Source organism: Streptomyces sp. B15 (assembly GCF_018070605.1).
Classification (GTDB): domain Bacteria; phylum Actinomycetota; class Actinomycetes; order Streptomycetales; family Streptomycetaceae; genus Streptomyces; species Streptomyces smyrnaeus.
Map to the genome: position 1 here is coordinate 87,967 of NZ_JAGPXJ010000007.1, position 15,653 is coordinate 103,619.

The 15,653-nt window shown below is 67.7% G+C and carries 17 protein-coding genes and 1 tRNA gene; 16 read left to right on the forward strand and 2 right to left on the reverse strand.

The window, feature by feature from the left end; genetic code table 11:
* Positions 1-403 precede the first annotated feature (403 nt).
* From KBY19_RS05660 to KBY19_RS05680, 5 genes are all read left to right on the forward strand, one after another.
* Positions 404-940 (forward strand): bifunctional DNA primase/polymerase, encoded by a 537-nt coding sequence (locus KBY19_RS05660; protein ID WP_247690644.1) that lies wholly within the window; start codon positions 404-406, stop codon positions 938-940.
* A complete protein-coding gene (locus KBY19_RS05665; protein ID WP_210965287.1) occupies positions 930-1,232 on the forward strand; it encodes a hypothetical protein in 303 nt (100 codons plus the stop codon). Before KBY19_RS05660 ends, KBY19_RS05665 begins: the two co-directional genes overlap by 11 nt.
* Positions 1,233-1,255: 23 nt before the next feature.
* The gene (locus KBY19_RS05670; RefSeq protein WP_247690632.1) at positions 1,256-1,579 is read left to right on the forward strand and encodes a hypothetical protein; all 324 of its coding nucleotides are present in this window, start codon (positions 1,256-1,258) and stop codon (positions 1,577-1,579) included.
* A gap of 530 nt (positions 1,580-2,109) precedes the next feature.
* Positions 2,110-3,159, forward strand: coding sequence for a ParA family protein (locus KBY19_RS05675; RefSeq protein WP_210965288.1), 1,050 nt, complete (start codon positions 2,110-2,112; stop codon positions 3,157-3,159).
* Positions 3,159-3,761, forward strand: a complete 603-nt coding sequence (locus KBY19_RS05680; RefSeq protein WP_210965289.1) for a hypothetical protein — start codon at positions 3,159-3,161, stop codon at positions 3,759-3,761. The genes KBY19_RS05675 and KBY19_RS05680 overlap by 1 nt, the downstream gene beginning before the upstream one ends.
* A gap of 627 nt (positions 3,762-4,388) precedes the next feature.
* On the opposite strand, the gene KBY19_RS05685 is transcribed toward KBY19_RS05680, so the two are convergent.
* Positions 4,389-5,144, reverse strand: coding sequence for a GntR family transcriptional regulator (locus KBY19_RS05685; protein WP_210965290.1), 756 nt, complete (start codon positions 5,142-5,144; stop codon positions 4,389-4,391).
* Positions 5,145-5,315: 171 nt separating this feature from the next.
* On the opposite strand from KBY19_RS05685, the gene KBY19_RS05690 reads away from it, so the two are divergent.
* From KBY19_RS05690 to KBY19_RS05720, 7 genes are read left to right on the forward strand one after another with little or no spacing between them, the layout of a single operon-like run.
* A complete protein-coding gene (locus tag KBY19_RS05690; protein ID WP_210965291.1) occupies positions 5,316-5,693 on the forward strand; it encodes a hypothetical protein in 378 nt (125 codons plus the stop codon).
* Positions 5,690-7,075, forward strand: a complete 1,386-nt coding sequence (locus KBY19_RS05695) for an FtsK/SpoIIIE domain-containing protein (RefSeq protein ID WP_210965292.1) — start codon at positions 5,690-5,692, stop codon at positions 7,073-7,075. The genes KBY19_RS05690 and KBY19_RS05695 overlap by 4 nt, the downstream gene beginning before the upstream one ends.
* An 18-nt stretch (positions 7,076-7,093) precedes the next feature.
* The gene (locus KBY19_RS05700) at positions 7,094-7,285 is read left to right on the forward strand and encodes a hypothetical protein (RefSeq protein WP_209268813.1); all 192 of its coding nucleotides are present in this window, start codon (positions 7,094-7,096) and stop codon (positions 7,283-7,285) included.
* A 17-nt stretch (positions 7,286-7,302) separates the two neighbouring features.
* A complete protein-coding gene (locus tag KBY19_RS05705) occupies positions 7,303-7,659 on the forward strand; it encodes a hypothetical protein (protein WP_247690633.1) in 357 nt (118 codons plus the stop codon).
* Positions 7,656-9,014: a replication initiator gene (locus KBY19_RS05710; protein WP_210965293.1), complete on the forward strand. Its 1,359-nt coding sequence runs from the start codon at positions 7,656-7,658 to the stop codon at positions 9,012-9,014. Before KBY19_RS05705 ends, KBY19_RS05710 begins: the two co-directional genes overlap by 4 nt.
* Positions 9,004-9,201: an AlpA family transcriptional regulator gene (locus KBY19_RS05715; RefSeq protein ID WP_114024264.1), complete on the forward strand. Its 198-nt coding sequence runs from the start codon at positions 9,004-9,006 to the stop codon at positions 9,199-9,201. Before KBY19_RS05710 ends, KBY19_RS05715 begins: the two co-directional genes overlap by 11 nt.
* Positions 9,198-10,589, forward strand: a complete 1,392-nt coding sequence (locus KBY19_RS05720; protein WP_210965294.1) for a tyrosine-type recombinase/integrase — start codon at positions 9,198-9,200, stop codon at positions 10,587-10,589. The genes KBY19_RS05715 and KBY19_RS05720 overlap by 4 nt, the downstream gene beginning before the upstream one ends.
* A gap of 255 nt (positions 10,590-10,844) precedes the next feature.
* On the opposite strand, the gene KBY19_RS05725 is transcribed toward KBY19_RS05720, so the two are convergent.
* Positions 10,845-10,916 (reverse strand) — tRNA-Arg (locus tag KBY19_RS05725).
* Positions 10,917-11,056: 140 nt separating this feature from the next.
* Between KBY19_RS05725 and KBY19_RS05730 the strand changes: the two genes are divergently transcribed.
* The 4 genes from KBY19_RS05730 (at position 11,057) to KBY19_RS05745 (ending at position 15,558) form a co-directional block, all read left to right on the forward strand.
* Entirely contained in the window at positions 11,057-11,521 is a 465-nt protein-coding gene (locus KBY19_RS05730; protein ID WP_307842512.1) for a response regulator, read from the forward strand.
* A 189-nt stretch (positions 11,522-11,710) separates the two neighbouring features.
* A complete protein-coding gene (locus KBY19_RS05735; RefSeq protein ID WP_210965295.1) occupies positions 11,711-12,568 on the forward strand; it encodes a DALR anticodon-binding domain-containing protein in 858 nt (285 codons plus the stop codon).
* Between the two features lie 54 nt (positions 12,569-12,622).
* The gene (gene lysA, locus KBY19_RS05740) at positions 12,623-14,041 is read left to right on the forward strand and encodes a diaminopimelate decarboxylase (RefSeq protein ID WP_099884250.1); all 1,419 of its coding nucleotides are present in this window, start codon (positions 12,623-12,625) and stop codon (positions 14,039-14,041) included.
* Between the two features lie 215 nt (positions 14,042-14,256).
* Positions 14,257-15,558, forward strand: coding sequence for a homoserine dehydrogenase (locus KBY19_RS05745; RefSeq protein ID WP_210956189.1), 1,302 nt, complete (start codon positions 14,257-14,259; stop codon positions 15,556-15,558).
* The last annotated feature ends 95 nt before the right edge of the window (positions 15,559-15,653 follow it).

Here is a 15,653-nt window from a genome sequence, read left to right on the forward strand (position 1 = left end):
CTGTCGTCGGACGGGAGTGCCTTCCCGTGGCGCTTCGCGCACCGTCGCATCTCGCTGACGAGCCGGAGCTGTCCCCAGCCGCGGGCCTTGCGAGCCCCGCGGAGAAGTTCTCCAAAGGACCGGTTCGCTTCCGTTCTGATCGCCTCCCCCGCTCGTCCGGCCAGGTGCGCTGTCCTGCTGACCCCCTCCGAATTTACGGAATGTAAGCCCGTGCTGTCTGCCCGTCATGCGGAGGTTGCTGCGTTCGTCGGCAGGTGATCCGGGGTGACGCGGGACCGGAGGGCACGTCATCCCCCGTCACCTCTCGTCATCTGCCCAGCTCAGGGCGGTGCGGCCGAAGGTGGTTCCAACGCGGCCAACCGGCTGGGGCTTGGACCAACTGAGGTGACTCGACGTGCAGATGATGACAAGAAGGGGAGTTCAGTGGATCTCCTGCGCATCCGATGACCCGGACGAGTGCCGGGAGTACTGGGCGGTTGACCCTCGACGCCCCTGCGCGCTTCCGGCTGGGCGTTTCTTCGACGTCGTGGTGGTCGGGCAGCGGGTCGGGCTGGAGACGTTCGACCAACTCCAGCGCCACGGAATGCCGCTGGGACCCGTGATGGCGGACCGTGCATCCGAACAGGTCGGCTTCTTCGTCCCCACCTGGGCACGCGATCCGTTCGACCGCATGGTCCGGCAGGAGTCGGGGGATGAAGCGCCTGAGTACCGCTACCTGGGAGAGGGCTCTGTGGTGGTCGTTCCCGGGCCGATGCCGCTGACGGGCGATCGCTACATCTGGCTCCGGGCTCCGATGCGTCGGCCGGAGGCGTCCCCTTCGCGGATTGCCGCGCTCGCCGCGATGTTCGTCGCCGCGTCGTCTGTCGTGGCTCGGGCGGACCGGTACGGGCGTGAGCAGTCGGCCGCCTCCGTGGAAGGTGAGGCCACCCATGCCGGCTGACCACGAACACAGCGGCGACAGCGCGAGCTGGTCCCCGCTCGACAGCGAGGAGTGGTACGCGGCACGGGACGCGGTCGCGGGGCTCCGAGACGTACTGATCGCCGCTGGGATGGAACGCGACTTCCCGTACCTACGCGCCGACCTGAACGCCTTCGGACACGGCCTGATCGAACTCGGCCGCATCTCGCCCGAAACAGCCGAGCGACTGACGGAGTTGCTACAGCGGGCGCTGGAGAGCACGTACGAGGTTCCGGGCACGGGCACGAACGGCCGTCAGCAGCGGAACGACTGAGCAGAGCGGATGAGGTGGACGACGTGACGGACCCCAAGGGCGTGTGCGCCCGACCTGCGGATTGCCTCACTCCCGGTGTGGCCTACGTACGCGGCTGGGCGGAAGGCAAGCGCGCTGCTGACGGGCTCGCCGAGGTGCTGCGCGCGGTCGGCCTCGATGTGGACCTGCCGGGACTCAAGGCAGACGTGAACGTCTTCGGGGACGGCGTCATCACTCTCGGCACGGTACGTCCGGACGCTGCTCGGCTCCTGGCCGACTTGCTGACGACTGGGCTCACAGCAGAGATGGCATGGCAGGAAGACGGTCGGCCTGGGCTCGGAGGCGCCGCTGGCAGTTCAGCGGCATAGCACCGCTCGGCGAACAAGCCTGCCAAGCAGCACGGGTGGCTCGTCGTCGGCCGGGACCGGCGCCCCAGCGCCGCAGCCCGAGCCGAACGACGAGCCACCTACGTATCTGCTGAGCTATGGGCTTGGGAATCACGGGGCGGATGGGGGTCGTTGGGCGGCTGAGCTGGTCCGATGCGGGGTTCGCCGAGTGACGACAGGCCGTCGTGGTGTCCCTTGTTGACCGCTGATCACCGGACGTTCTGGTGCGCATCTGGTGCGCTGTGGTGCATCAGTGGCCAACGGTTAGCCTTCCCACCGACTCAGCCTGGTCGCTCAACGGTCTCTCGTGGCCAACGGATAGCCCTGAGTCGCTGCACCCCGCTGCCGTTCAGCAAGCGATTTCATCCTTGAGCCGTGCGACAGTGGCATGTCAGGTCTGACTGGGTGTTCGTTCCCGCAAACCGGCCACATGCCCAGCGACTTAGCAGTAATGTGGTTTTTGAACGTGTCCATCCATCGCAGGGCTGTAGTCGTCCATTTTAGGGGGAGGCATGGCGCAAGTAATCGCAATGTTCAATAACAAGGGTGGCGTCAGCAAAACGACCACTTGCTTCAACCTCTCATGGATGCTCGCAGAGCGAGGGAAAAAAGTGATCATGGTTGACGCCGATCCGCAGTGCAACCTCACAGGGATGGTTCTCGATCTAACTCAAGTCGATGCTTTGGATGAATTCTACGTGCAGCATCCGAATCAGAACTTGCGCGATGCACTCGACCCTGCATTCCAGTCGCGTCCACGGCCGCTTGAGCCAGTGGAGTGTGTGGAGGTTCAAGGGCGCGATGGACTGTTCTTGATCCCTGGGCATGTCGGCCTGGCGGAAGATGAGGTATCACTCGGTGTCGCCCAGCAGTTGTCCGAGTCGATCCAGGCACTCAAGAATCTCCCCGGCAGCTTCTCGCACTTGTTCAAAATCACTGCAGAGAAATACGATGCCGATTACGTAATCCTCGATCTCAGTCCTGGCCTGGGGTCAATCAATCAGAACCTCGTTTCCGTTTCTGATTTTTTCATTGTTCCCGCGAGTCCAGATGTGTTCTCTGTGATGGCCATGGACTCCCTTTCCCGAGTTCTCCCAAAGTGGATGCGCTGGGCGGAGCGCGCCGCCGAATTGGACGCCCTGGCCAAGGCGGACTATGTTTTCCCCAAGCCGAGACTGAAATTCATGGGAACAATCGTCCAACGGTATCGATTGAAGAATGGTGCGCCGACCATCGCATTCCAGGAGTATTTTGACGCACTGGATCTAGCTGTCGCTGACACGCTGATTCCAGCCTTGCGGTCGAGCGGCTTGATGCTGGAAGAAGCCCTGTACGAAAGCGCAGACGAAGAGCCTCCTTATCGACTCGCCTCAATCCCAGACTTCAACGCCCTAATCGCCAATTCGCAGCAGTCTCGCAAGCCAGTTTTCAAACTGACTCAGGCTGACGTCGGACGCGGAGGGAGTGTCTGGGAAATCACCGAGGATAACATTCAAAAATTTCACCAAACGTTCGATACCCTGGCTCAGAGGGTGGAAAAGCTCACAGGTCAAGATGTCTGATGCCCAGCAGAAGGTTGCCTGGTTTCGAAGTCGAAATTAAGCGTGCTCGCGACCTGGTTGGTATTGGTCAATCTATTTCCTCCATAACCCATGGGTTGGTGGCAGGAGAGGATCATTTCAGGTCGGGCCTCGTGCATTCTGTAGCCGCACTGGATTCGTACGTTCATGGCGTCATTCTTGACAGGGCGGTGGATATCCTGATGGGACGGCTAACCGTCAATACCGGGTCCAAAGTCGGCCTCGGGTTCGGTGCGATCGGGGAGGTGATGTCCGCTCGCCAGTCGGACGTCGCCACCGCAGAAATGATGGCGCGAACTTTCGTATCCGAACGGCTTGGCTTGGAAACCTATCAGCGTCCGGATGATATTGGAGCCGCTTTGTCCATGGTTGGGGTTTCGAGAATCTGGTCGTCAGCATTTCAAGCAGACGCTTACAATAAAAAGACTGCTCTAGGTGTCATTGTTACTCGCAGAAATCGAATCGTTCATCAGTGTGACTTGGACCCTCTTTCAGGGAGCCCAACCGTTATCACAGCCGCGGACGCGGTAGGGGCCATCGGTACGATTGAGGAAATCGTCAGGAAGATCGATCCGCACTGTTGAGTTGGTCGGTGGAGTGACTTCGGACTGGAGTTGCTGTGGCGCGAGAGGACGGGGTCCTCTCGCTCGCCAGTGGATCGGAGTTGACTCCCGCCTGCCCACAGGCTCAATTTCCCGTTTTGGGAGGCTCGGGCCAAAGTGACTGGCTATGCCGTGGAGCCGACTGCCTCAGCTGAGACGGCGCCCTCTCTCTCGAGTTCCACATATACCTCAAGGCGGGAAAGTCAGCCACGACGGCGGGTGGGTGCTTGATCACGTGCACGTGTGCCTCCTCAGCCACCCACCGGTATCAGCCACGCTTCCGAGGTTCTGATCTTTCACCCGCAGACGCCTCCGCGCCGCCCCGGCTGGCCACCTAGGGATGGCGGGACGGGCCGGCAGGCTGCGACGAGACTTGGGCGCAGCACCACGGGCCTTCCCGCTGCTTGGCTCGGCGATGGGGGAGGTGCTCGGCGTCGTGCGCATGTTCGTGGAGCGGCGCGTGTTCACTGTTCGGTCGAGCCCAGGCGGGTTGCCGCGCTGGTCTGCGCGCTGAGCGGGCTGGGGTCGGCGCGGAGCGGGGCGGAGACAGGAGCGAGCGGCGGCCACGGGCCGCCTTGAAGACGTGGAGAAAGTCTGAGCCAGATCGGCTCAGAGGGGGTACGTCAGCTCCAAGTCGCTGCCTGGTAGGTGCAGCTCTTCGAGGGCGAGCGGTCGGCCGTCAGCGTTCCGTGTGACTCGGAGGATCTGGAGGAGCGGTACGCCATCCGGGAGGCGCAGGGCTTCCGCCTGGTCTGGCTGGGGCATGCGGGTGCGGACGTGCTCGGTGAAGTGGAGTTCGTGGCCTAGGGCCGACAGAGCTTCGTAGAGCTCCGGTGCGGGAGGCGGGGGCTCTTCGTCGAACTTGGTGCCGACCAGTACGGAGAACGGCACGTACGTGCGGTGGAGCTGGCGGAGGGGGCTGCCCTCGGCGGTCTGGAGCACGTCGTACGTGAACAGCGGCTCGCCGGGTGGCACGCGGAGTAGGTCCGCAAGGGCGACCGGGGCGTCCGTGCGGGTGGCCGTGGGCTCTTCGGCGTTGGTCCAGCGAATGCCGTCGGCTTCGACGTAGCAGCCGTCCGGCTTGCGGCGCACACCCCGTGGGCGGGTGAGGCTGGGGCGGCTGTGCGGGGAGCGGACGAAACCGCCTCGGCCGGCCATGACTTCAACTAGGCCGGAGGCTCGCAGCTCCGCGATGCCCTGGCGCACGGTCGGGCGCGTGACGCTGAACTGCTTCGCCAGGGTTTCCTCTGACGGCAGCGGCTGGCCCGAGGGGTAGGTGCCGTCCATGATGCCGGCACGCAAGTAGTCCGCGATCTGGCGGTACTTGGGCTGTTTCTGCTGCTCGTGCGGCTTCTGCTTCGGCATCGGGTCTCCGGTTCTCGGGCTCGTCGTCAGCGGGTACAGCGTCTCTCATCCCAACACGGTTGACAACCCGTACTACGGGTAGTCACTCTGGACTCTCCGCAACCCGTACTACGGGTTGTCAAGCAAGCTGGAGGAAGGGCCTTCGGCTGCGACAGACAAGGAGTTCAGACAGTGGTAGCTCTACCGATCGATACGGCGAAGTTCACGGGGATCATCTGCGCTGTTGCCCCAACGCCGCGCATCGCCAACCGGGAGACAGGACAGGTTCGGGTCGACCGGGACACCGGCCAGACCGTCTATCAGGTGGGCCTCTGCCTCATGTCCGGGAGGTCGGCCGACGTCGTCACGGTGAACGTGCCGGGGGAGCCGTCGGGCGTGCAGAACGGGGTGCCCGTTCAGGTCCGGGACCTGGTGGCCACGCCGTGGGAGAACGAGGGGCGGCACGGCGTCTCGTTCCGCGCCACCGAGATCAAGCCCCTCACGGCTCCGGCGGCCTCGTCCGGGTCCGGCTCGGCGGCGACGGCGTCCGGGAAGGGGGCCGGACAGTGACCGCCCTGGCCTCCGCGAATTCGGCGGGGTCCGCCTCGTCGAGCTGGGTGCTCGTGGTTGCCGCAGTGCTGGTGTCGGGTCTGCTTCTGGTAGGCCCGGCCCTGCGCCGCCGCTACCCGGTGGCCTGGTGGGTGTGCCTCGGGTTTCCGGTGGTGTGCATACGGGTCGTGCGGACCTGGCGGCCCTTGATGGCCGGGTGTGGGCTGGCGGTGAGCCGTAAGGCGGCGCTGACAGTCGTCTCCGGGCTCGTCGGCAACGGTGCGCCTCCGCCACAACCTCGGGTTCCTCACCGGGGACTCATACGGCCGACTCGGAGCGGCTTCTGGTTCCTCGTCCGGCTGCTGCCGGGGCAGGTGCCGGAAGACTTCGTCAAGGCGGCTCCTGCCATGGCACACGACTGGGAAGTGCATGCGGTCCGCGTGACGACGTGGAAGCCCGGTCTCGTTCGGGTGGTGGCCTCGGCCAGTGATCCGCTCAAGGCGCCACAGATGCCGAAGCAGCGGGGTGCGGGCCGACTGCTGCGGGTTGCCGTCGGGGCGCTGGAGACCGGTGCTCAGTGGGTCATCGACCTGCGACAGGTACCGCACTGGCTCATCGTGGGCGCCACCCGGTCCGGCAAGTCGACGCTGATCAACGCCCTCGTCGCGGGCCTCGCTCGGCAACCCGTCGCGCTGGTCGGCATCGACTGCAAGGGCGGGATGGAGCTCTCGCTCTACGGTCCGCGGCTGTCCGCGCTGGCGACCAACCGGGCACAAGCGGCCAAGCTCCTCGGCGCCCTGGTCGATCTGACCTTGGACCGGATGACGGTCTGCCGCGCTGCCCGAGTCCGGAATGTCTGGGAGCTGCCGGATGACGAACGGCCCGTGCCGATCGTCGTGATCGTGGACGAGTTGGCGGAGCTGTTCCTGGTCGCCAGCCGCAACGAGAAGGAAGAGGCACAAGCGGCGAGTACGGCCCTCATCCGGCTGGCTCAACTCGGTGCGGCGCTCGGCGTGTTCCTCGTCGTCGCCGGGCAGCGGGTCGGCTCGGATCTCGGGCCGGGGGTCACGGCCCTTCGTGCCCAGCTCGCCGGCCGCGTCTGCCATCGGGTGGCAGACCCCGGTACGGCGGAAATGGCGCTCGGTGACCTCAACCCCGATGCGCTGCACGCGGCGCAATCGATCACACCCGAACAGGCCGGTACGGCGGTGCTCGCCTCGGCCGACGGCTGGGACCGTGCCCGGTCCCACCTGGTCTCGGAGGCGGAAGCGGAGCGCGTTGCTGCCGAGTACGCGCATCTCACGCCCTACGTGCCGGAGCTGGTCACAGCAGGGGGCGGAACCTCGGCGGACGACGTTCCCAGCGTGCGGCTCGAACGACTCGACGGCGAAGAGAACGAGTGAGAGAGGGGGTGGATTCCCGTGATCGTTTCCGTATCCGCCGTGGTGCTGCTCGGCCTCCTGATCTGGTTCCTGCTGCGCATCCGGTACTTCCGGTGGGCCGAAGTGCTGATCTGTTCGACCTTCGGCTTTCTCCTGGCCGAGACAGGCGCCGGACCCATCGTTCAGGGGGTCCTGGACGGCCTCGGCGGGCTCCTCAGCCAACTGAGCTGAAGGGAGGAGTCGCCCAAATGATCTCCATGAAAAACGGCTCCCGACGGGGCGCGAAGTCGCCAAACCCGACCCCGTCAGGAACCCACTCCATCCGCTACGTCAGCAGTGAAAGGAGCAGTCTCACTTTGTCCACTGCGCATCGATCGCGCAAACCGTCGCGCCGTCCCTGGTGCGACCTGAAGGAAGACGCCTACCGGACGTGCCAGGGCGGCGAACAGGTCGTTCTGGCCGACCGTGAGGGCACTGAGCGGCGCGTCTGCCCGGCGCACGCAGCCTCGCTCTGGTTGACGGATCCGAGTCTGCGCTTCTCCGCGAAGACTCTGCCGGAAGCCATCGCCGCAGTGATGCGGCAAGCGTTCGGGGGTGGCCGATGACGGAGGCCAGCAAGGCAGTCGCGGCGCTCGTCGAGCGCGCCGGGCAGCCGGACTTCGACGGCTGGCGGCGGAGCGTTCTCCGCCTCGGCGGCTGCACCAACCCTGTTCACCTCGTCGGCTCCGCCGCGTATGTGGACGCTGCCACAGGGGCGGTACTCCACTCGTACACCACGGAAGCACTCGGCAGTCGGCTCCTGGTCGCGTGCGGCAACCGCCGGGCGAGGGTCTGCCCGACCTGCGCTCAGCTCTACCGTGCGGACACGTATCAGCTCATCCGGGCCGGACTGGTCGGCGGTAAGGCGGTCGCGGAGACGGTGAGCGGGCACCCTCGGGTGTTCGCCACCCTCACCGCTCCGAGCTTCGGTCCCGTCCACTCGCGGCGGGAGCGGGGCGGCCGAGTGCTGGCCTGCCGTCCGCGGAAGGTGGGGGAGTGCTGTCCGCATGGCGCTCCGGTCGGGTGCCATTCCCGGCACGCGGCGGACGATCCGCGACTCGGTGAGCCGCTGTGTCCGCGCTGCTACGACTACGCCGGCGCCGTGCTCTGGCAGGCGCAATCCGGTGAGCTGTGGCACCGCTTCACGCTGGAGTTGCGGCGCGTGCTGGCTCGGCGTGCGGGGCTGTCCCGTTCGACGCTGGCGGATGCGGTGCGGCTTTCGTACGCGAAGGTGGCCGAGTACCAGCGGCGGGGCCTCGTCCACTTCCATGCCGTCGTCCGTCTCGACGGTCCTGACGGTCCGGGAGAGATGCCTCCTCGCTGGGCAACGTCGGGTCTCCTGGCGGACGCGGTGCGGGAAGCGGTCGGCCGGGTGCGGGTCGTCGCGTACGGCGCTGACGTGGTCGGCTCGCGCGTCCTGCGATTCGGGCGGCAGTTGGACATCCGTCCGGTTCCGGCGGCCGACTCGGCGGACGGCCTGTCCTCGTCGGCAGTCGCGGGCTACATCGCCAAGTACGCCACCAAGGGTGCCGAATCGGCCGGGGCCGTCGACGGGCGTATCCGGCACGGCAAGGATCTGGCCACGCTGCCCGTGCGGGATCACGTGCTCCGCATGATCGGCACCTGCTGGTGGCTCGGCGCGCTGCCCTCCTTCGAAGAGCTGAGGCTGCGGCGCTGGGCACACATGCTCGGCTACCGGGGCCACTTCTCGACCAAGTCCCGCCACTACTCCACCACCCTCGGCGCGCTGCGCTCGGCCCGCGCGGAGCACCGTGCGCGCGAACAGCGGTCGGCGCTGGGCCTGGACGACCGGGACGCGGTCCTCGTCGGCCAGTGGCGGTACGCGGGGCGCGGCTACAGCCCGGAGGCGGCCCTGCTCGCGGCCTCGGTCCGGGGAGGCGGTGACGGACATGGCGCGTAACCGCACAGAACTCCTCACCGTCCGCGAGGTCCTGAACGAGTTGGGAGGCGTTTCCCGGCGCACCTTCTACCGCTGGCGCGAACTGCGCACGGCTCCTCGCTGCATCCGGTTGCCCAACGGCGAACTCCGGGTCCGCCGTGACGCGCTGGAGGACTGGCTGGACGACCGGGCGGAGGGGGCGACATGAAGTCGTACAAGGTCTCCGTCTGGAAGCTCACCACGAACCGGACGACGAAGAAACCGACCTACCTGGTCCGCTGGACTGTGGACGGGCAAGCGTTCAGCGAGTCGCACAAGACGAAGGCGCTCGCCGACCGCTTCCGGGCCAAGCTGCTTCGGGCGGTCGACAAGGGTGAGCCCTTCGACACGGTGACTGGGCTGCCGGACTCCCTGCGGGGCGGCAGGGCGGCACTGAGCCTCTTGGAGTTGGCGACCAAGTATGTCGACCACCGGTGGCCGACTGCTTCGGCAAAGCAGCGGGACAGCATGACGGACGCTCTGGCGGTCGCTGTTCCGGCCCTGACGAAATCGATGCGCGGTCGGCCCGAACCCCGAGTCCTCCGTCGGGCGTTGCGCTCGTACGTGCTGCCGACTCATCGGCGCGAGCGGGAGCGACCGGACGAGATCGCGGCGGCTGTTCGCTGGCTGGAGCGGGCTTCGCTGCCTGTTGTGGAGCTGACGGACATCGACCGGGTTCACACGTTGGTGGATGAGCTGGGCCGGAAGCTGGATGGCAAGCCTGCTGCCAACCAGACGTACCGGCGCCGTAGGGCAGTCACGTACAACGCGCTGGAGTACGCCGTAGAGCTGGAGCTGCTGAGCGCCAATCCGCTCGACAAGGCGCGACGGAAGCGTGGGCAGCAGCCGGTGCAGGAGGTCGACAGCCGTGTGGTGGTCAACCCTCGGCAGGCGCGAGAGTTGCTCACGGCCGCTACCTACGTCGGCGGATGGAAGCGGGCATCCGGGCGACGGTTGCGGGCTTTCTTCGGCTGCATGTACTACGCGGCCACCCGACCTGGGGAAGCGCTCGGCCTTCGCCGTTCTGACTGCCATCTGCCTGCCAAGGGATGGGGCCGGATCACCGTGGAGGTGACTCGTCCGTCGGCCGGGAAGTCCTGGACGGACAGCGGGGAGGCGCACGACCGGCGTGGTCTCAAGCAGCGGAGTGCGGGTGAGGTGCGCATCGTCCCGATTCCGCCTCCGCTGGTGCGGATGCTGCGGGAGCACCTGGACGAGTTCGGTACGGCTGAAGACGGTCGGATCTTCAGCAGCGAGCGGGGCAACGTGGTTGCTTCCTCGTCCTACTACCGGGTGTGGACTCGGGCCCGAGAGTTCGGCCTGCTGCCCGAACAGGTCTCCACGGTGCTGGCAGCCAAGCCGTACGACCTGCGCCATGCCTGCGTGTCCCAGTGGCTCAACTCCGGGGTGCCGGCGCCGGAAGTCGCCAGGCGGGCCGGCCACTCGGTGGAGGTCCTGCTGAAGATCTACGCCAAGTGCATCGACGGTCAAGAGGACGAGATGAACGCGAGGATCATGAAGGGCCTCGGAGAGGAGGAAGCGACAGGGTACGAGTGAGCGGCGAGTGAGTGACTGAGTGAAGCCCCGGAGCGATCCGGGGCTTTCGTCGTGCTCGGAACCACTACGCAAGACTGCTGAAAGAGCAGCACTGACCTGCGGGAACGGGCCCCAAGATCATGACGCCATTACAACGTGATCACTGTCATCGGGCTGCTGCCGACGGCGTTCAGCCGCACCTGATCGCCCACACGACAAACGCCCCGTAATCAGCATTCAACCTGGTCACAGGGCGTTTCAGCACTTCAGTGGAAGTACCCCCGGCAGGATTCGAACCTGCGCACACGGCTCCGGAGGCCGTTGCTCTATCCCCTGAGCTACGGGGGCGTGGCCGTCTTGGCGGCGACAGGTAGAACACTACCAGGTCACCGGGGGTGGGCAGGAACGGGTTGTGCGGGAGGGTGGGGGCGGGGTGGAAATGGGCAAAACCCGGACGCAGGTGGAGGGGCGCGCCTACGCTTCTGGATGTGCCAGGTATGTCCGGCCGGGTGCTTGTTGTGGACGACAGCAGCGTCATCCGGCAGTTGATCAGGGTCAACCTCGAGCTCGAGGGCTTCGAGGTGGTGACCGCCGTCGACGGTGCCGAGTGCCTGGACGTGGTGCATCGTGTGCGGCCCGATGTGGTGACGCTCGATGCGGTGATGCCGCGTCTGGACGGGGTGCGTACGGCGGAGCGGCTGCGTGCCGATCCGCGTACGCGGCACCTGCCGCTCGCGCTCGTGAGCGCGTGCACCGAGCTGGAGGGTGGGGGTGTGGTCGACGGGGAGAGAGGTGTGGACGCGTTTCTCGGGAAACCGTTCGAGCCCGTGGACCTGGTGCGGATGGTGCGCTGTCTGATGCATGGGAGATCCGGAGGGGCCGGCGGGGAGAGCGGTGGCTCCGGGGGTGCGGCTGACGCTTTCGGTGTCGTCTCCGAGGTCGTCGAGCCCTGAGGAAGGGCAAGCCGGGGGAGAGGGGCCCAGGGGAGAGCCTTCTGGGGGCCGGGTGGTCGAGTCGGTCGGGTGCCCTGCGTCGCTCCCTCGCCGCAGTGCGTGACCAGCGCGGTCGCGTTCGGCCGCGTGGGCGTCCAGCTGCCGAAACCGGCTCGCGCAGACCCACCCCGCCTCCCATACGCTTGCTCTGTGACCCCCGCCCAGCTCTCGCGCACCATCCGGCACACGCTGCCTCGTGTGCTCCCGGAAGACGCAGACGCGGGGTCCCTCTGTGCCCGCGTACGCGTCGTCGTCGAGTCGCCGCCCCGGCGCGGCGAGGGGGACTACGCGACCGGGGCCGCTTTCCAGGTCGCCGCGGCCTGTGGGCGTCCCGCGCGCGAGGTCGCGGAGGCGCTGGCCGCCCGGTTGGTACGGGACGAGGACGCCGTCTCGGTGGCCGAGGTCGTCGGCGGAGGGTTCGTGAATGTCACGCTCACGTCCGCCGCCCGGATCGAGCTGGTACGCACCCTCGCGGGGAGCAGGCCGGTGGACAGCGACTCGGTAGACCGCACCTCGGCCTCCGCCCCCGCCGGTCTCCTCGCCCCCCTCACCCCCGGGCCGACCGACGATCCTGGCCGGGACATTCCGCGGTGGGCTGCGGTCACCGGGGAGGACCCCGAAGCGCTGGCGGTGCGTACGGAGCGGTCCAGCTCGCTCTTTCGGGTGCAGTACGCGCATGCGCGGATCTGCTCCCTGCTGCGTAACGGCCGACGGCTCGGGCTCAGGCCCGAGCCGGAGAGCGCGGGGTCGCTCGGTGCGGCCGGCGCGCGGCTGCTGGCGTTGCTCGCCGACCGGGCGCGGATCACCGCGCCGGGCCCGCTGGCGCGGCATCTGGATGCCGTCGCGGGGGCGTTCGCCGCGTTCCATGACGCGGGCGAGCCGCTGCCCCGTGGCGAGCAGAAACCCGGGGCCGCCCACCGCGGTCGGCTGGCCCTCGCCGAGGCCACCGGAGCGGTGCTGGCAGGCGGCCTGTCCCAGCTCGGCGTCACCGCACCCGTACATCTCTAGAGCCTTGGCTCCAGGGACTTTGGAACTCAGTAACAGGGACACAGGGACACGATCATGAGCCGTTCCGCACACCCGGCAGGACCCCGGCACGCCGACGTTCTCCCGGAGGGCCATTACACGGCGCCGCCGGCCGATCTGAACTCGCTCGATGCGCGCGTGTGGGCGCAGACGGTCGAGCGCACGCTGGACGGGGCCGTCTCCGTCGGTGGGCTGGACGTACGCCGGCTCGCCGAGGAGTTCGGCACTCCGGCGTATGTGATGGACGAGGACGACTTCCGCGCCCGCTGCCGCGCCTGGCGCGACGCCTTCGGACAGGATGCCGACGTCTTCTACGCGGGGAAGGCGTTCCTCTCCCGCGCTGTCGTGCGCTGGCTGTACGAGGAGGGGCTGAACCTCGATGTGTGCTCCGGCGGCGAGCTGGCGACCGCGCTGGCCGCCGGAATGCCGGCCGAGCGCATCGCGCTGCACGGCAACAACAAGTCGAACGAGGAGATCACCCGGGCCGTGGAGGCGGGCGTGGGGCGGATCGTGCTGGACTCGTTCCAGGAGATCGCCCGTGTCGCGCACATCGCTGAGCGGCTGGGGCGGCGGCAGCCGGTGCAGCTTCGGGTCACGGTGGGCGTCGAGGCGCACACGCACGAGTTCATCGCGACGGCGCACGAGGACCAGAAGTTCGGGCTCGCGCTGGCCGGGAGCTCGTCCCATCCGGAGGCCGGCGGGGGGCCGGCGGCCGAGGCGGTGCGCCGGGTGCTGATGCTGGACAGCCTGGAGCTCACCGGGATCCACTCGCACATCGGCTCGCAGATCTTCGACATGGCGGGCTTCGAGGTCTCCGCGCGCCGGGTGGTGGGGCTGCTCACCCAGATCCGGGACGAGCACGGGGTGGAACTGCCGGAGATCGATCTGGGCGGTGGCCTGGGTATCGCGTACACGCCCGAGGACGACCCGCGGGAGCCGCACGAGATCGCCAAGTCGCTGGGTGACATCGTCACGCGGGAGTGCGAGGCGGCGGGGCTGGCGGTGCCGCGGCTGTCGGTGGAGCCGGGGCGTGCCATCGTCGGGCCGACGGCCTTCACGCTGTACGAGGTCGGCACGATCAAGGAGCTGGAGGGGCTGCGTACGTATGTGAGTGTGGACGGCGGGATGTCGGACAACATCCGTACGGCGCTGTACGACGCGGAGTACAGCGTGGCGCTGGTCTCCCGTGCCTCGGAGGCGGAGCCGATGCTCAGCAGGGTCGTCGGCAAGCACTGCGAGAGCGGTGACATCGTCGTACGGGACGCGTTCCTGCCCGCGGACCTGGCGCCGGGCGATCTGCTGGCCGTGCCGGCGACCGGCGCGTACTGCCGTTCGATGGCGAGCAACTACAACCATGCGCTGCGTCCGCCGGTCGTCGCGGTGCGGGACGGGCAGGCGCGGGCCATCGTGCGGCGCGAGACGGAGGAAGATCTCCTGCGGCTCGATGTCGGGTAGCGAGATATACGTCCCACATACTGGAACAGGCGTGGAATCTCCGTTTCGGTAAGTGAGACTTGACGGACGAAAAACGCCCGGTCCGACGGGCCGGACGTCGGCTCGCGGGAGAAGGCGTCGGCCCGGACGACGAGAAGACGTCGGTCCGGGCGACAAGAAGTCGAAGAACGCCGAAGCACTTCGAGAAACAAAAAACGTCGAGAAACAGAGGTCAGATGATGCGTACGCGTCCGCTGAAAGTGGCGCTGCTGGGCTGTGGGGTCGTCGGCTCAGAGGTGGCACGCATCATGACGACGCACGCGGAGGACCTCGCCCAGCGCATCGGCGCCCCGGTCGAGCTGGCCGGGGTCGCCGTGCGCCGGCCCGACCGGGTCCGCGCGGGTGTCGACCCCGAGCTGGTGACCACCGACGCGGCGGGGCTCGCCGCGCGCGAGGACATCGATGTGGCGGTGGAGGTCATCGGCGGCCTGGAGCCCGCCCGGACCCTGATCACCTCGGCGTTCGAGCACGGTGCCAGCGTCGTGACCGCGAACAAGGCGCTGCTGGCCGAGGACGGCTCCACCCTCCACGAGTCCGCCGAGAAGTACGGCGTCGACCTCTTCTACGAGGCTGCCGTGGCCGCCGCCATCCCGCTGGTGCGCCCGCTGCGCGAGTCCCTGGCGGGCGACAAGGTCAACCGGGTCCTGGGCATCGTCAACGGCACCACCAACTTCATCCTCGACCGGATGGAGTCCACCGGCGCCGGCTACAGCGAGGCGTTGGACGAGGCCACCGCGCTCGGCTACGCGGAGGCCGACCCCACCGCCGACGTGGAGGGCTTCGACGCGGCGGCCAAGGCCGCGATCCTGGCCGGTATCGCCTTCCACACCCGGGTACGCCTGGACGATGTGCACCGCGAGGGCCTCGCCGATGTGACGGCGGCCGACATCGCCTCCGCGAAACGCATGGGGTGCACCGTCAAGCTGCTGGCCATCTGCGAGCGCGCCGAGGACGGCCGTTCGGTGACCGCCCGGGTGCACCCCGCGATGATCCCGCTCAGCCATCCGCTGGCCTCGGTGCGCGAGGCGTACAACGCGGTCTTCGTCGAGTCCGAGGCGGCCGGGCAGCTGATGTTCTACGGCCCCGGCGCCGGCGGTTCGCCCACCGCCTCCGCCGTCCTCGGCGATCTGGTGGCCGCCTGCCGCAACAAGCTCAGCGGGGGCAAGGGCCCGGGCGAGTCCGCCTATGCGCAGCTGCCCGTCTCGCCCATGGGCGAGGTGGTCACCCGCTATCACATCAGCTTGGACGTGGCCGACAAACCCGGCGTGCTGGCGCAGGTGGCCACGGTCTTCGCCGAGCACGGTGTCTCCATCGACACCGTGCGGCAGAAGGGCAAGGAAGGCGCGCACGACGGAGCCTGGCTCGTGGTCGTCACCCACCGGGCCCAGGACGCGGCGCTCAGCGCGACGGTCGAGGCACTGCGCGGCCTCGACACCGTGCGCGGGGTGGCCAGCATCATGCGGGTCGAGGGGGAGTGAGCGTGCGGCGCGCCGCAGCGACGGACTGTGTGCGGCACCACAGCACCGCAGCGTCGGACAATGGTCAGTAAGGGAGCCAAGGAACAGTGACCGTC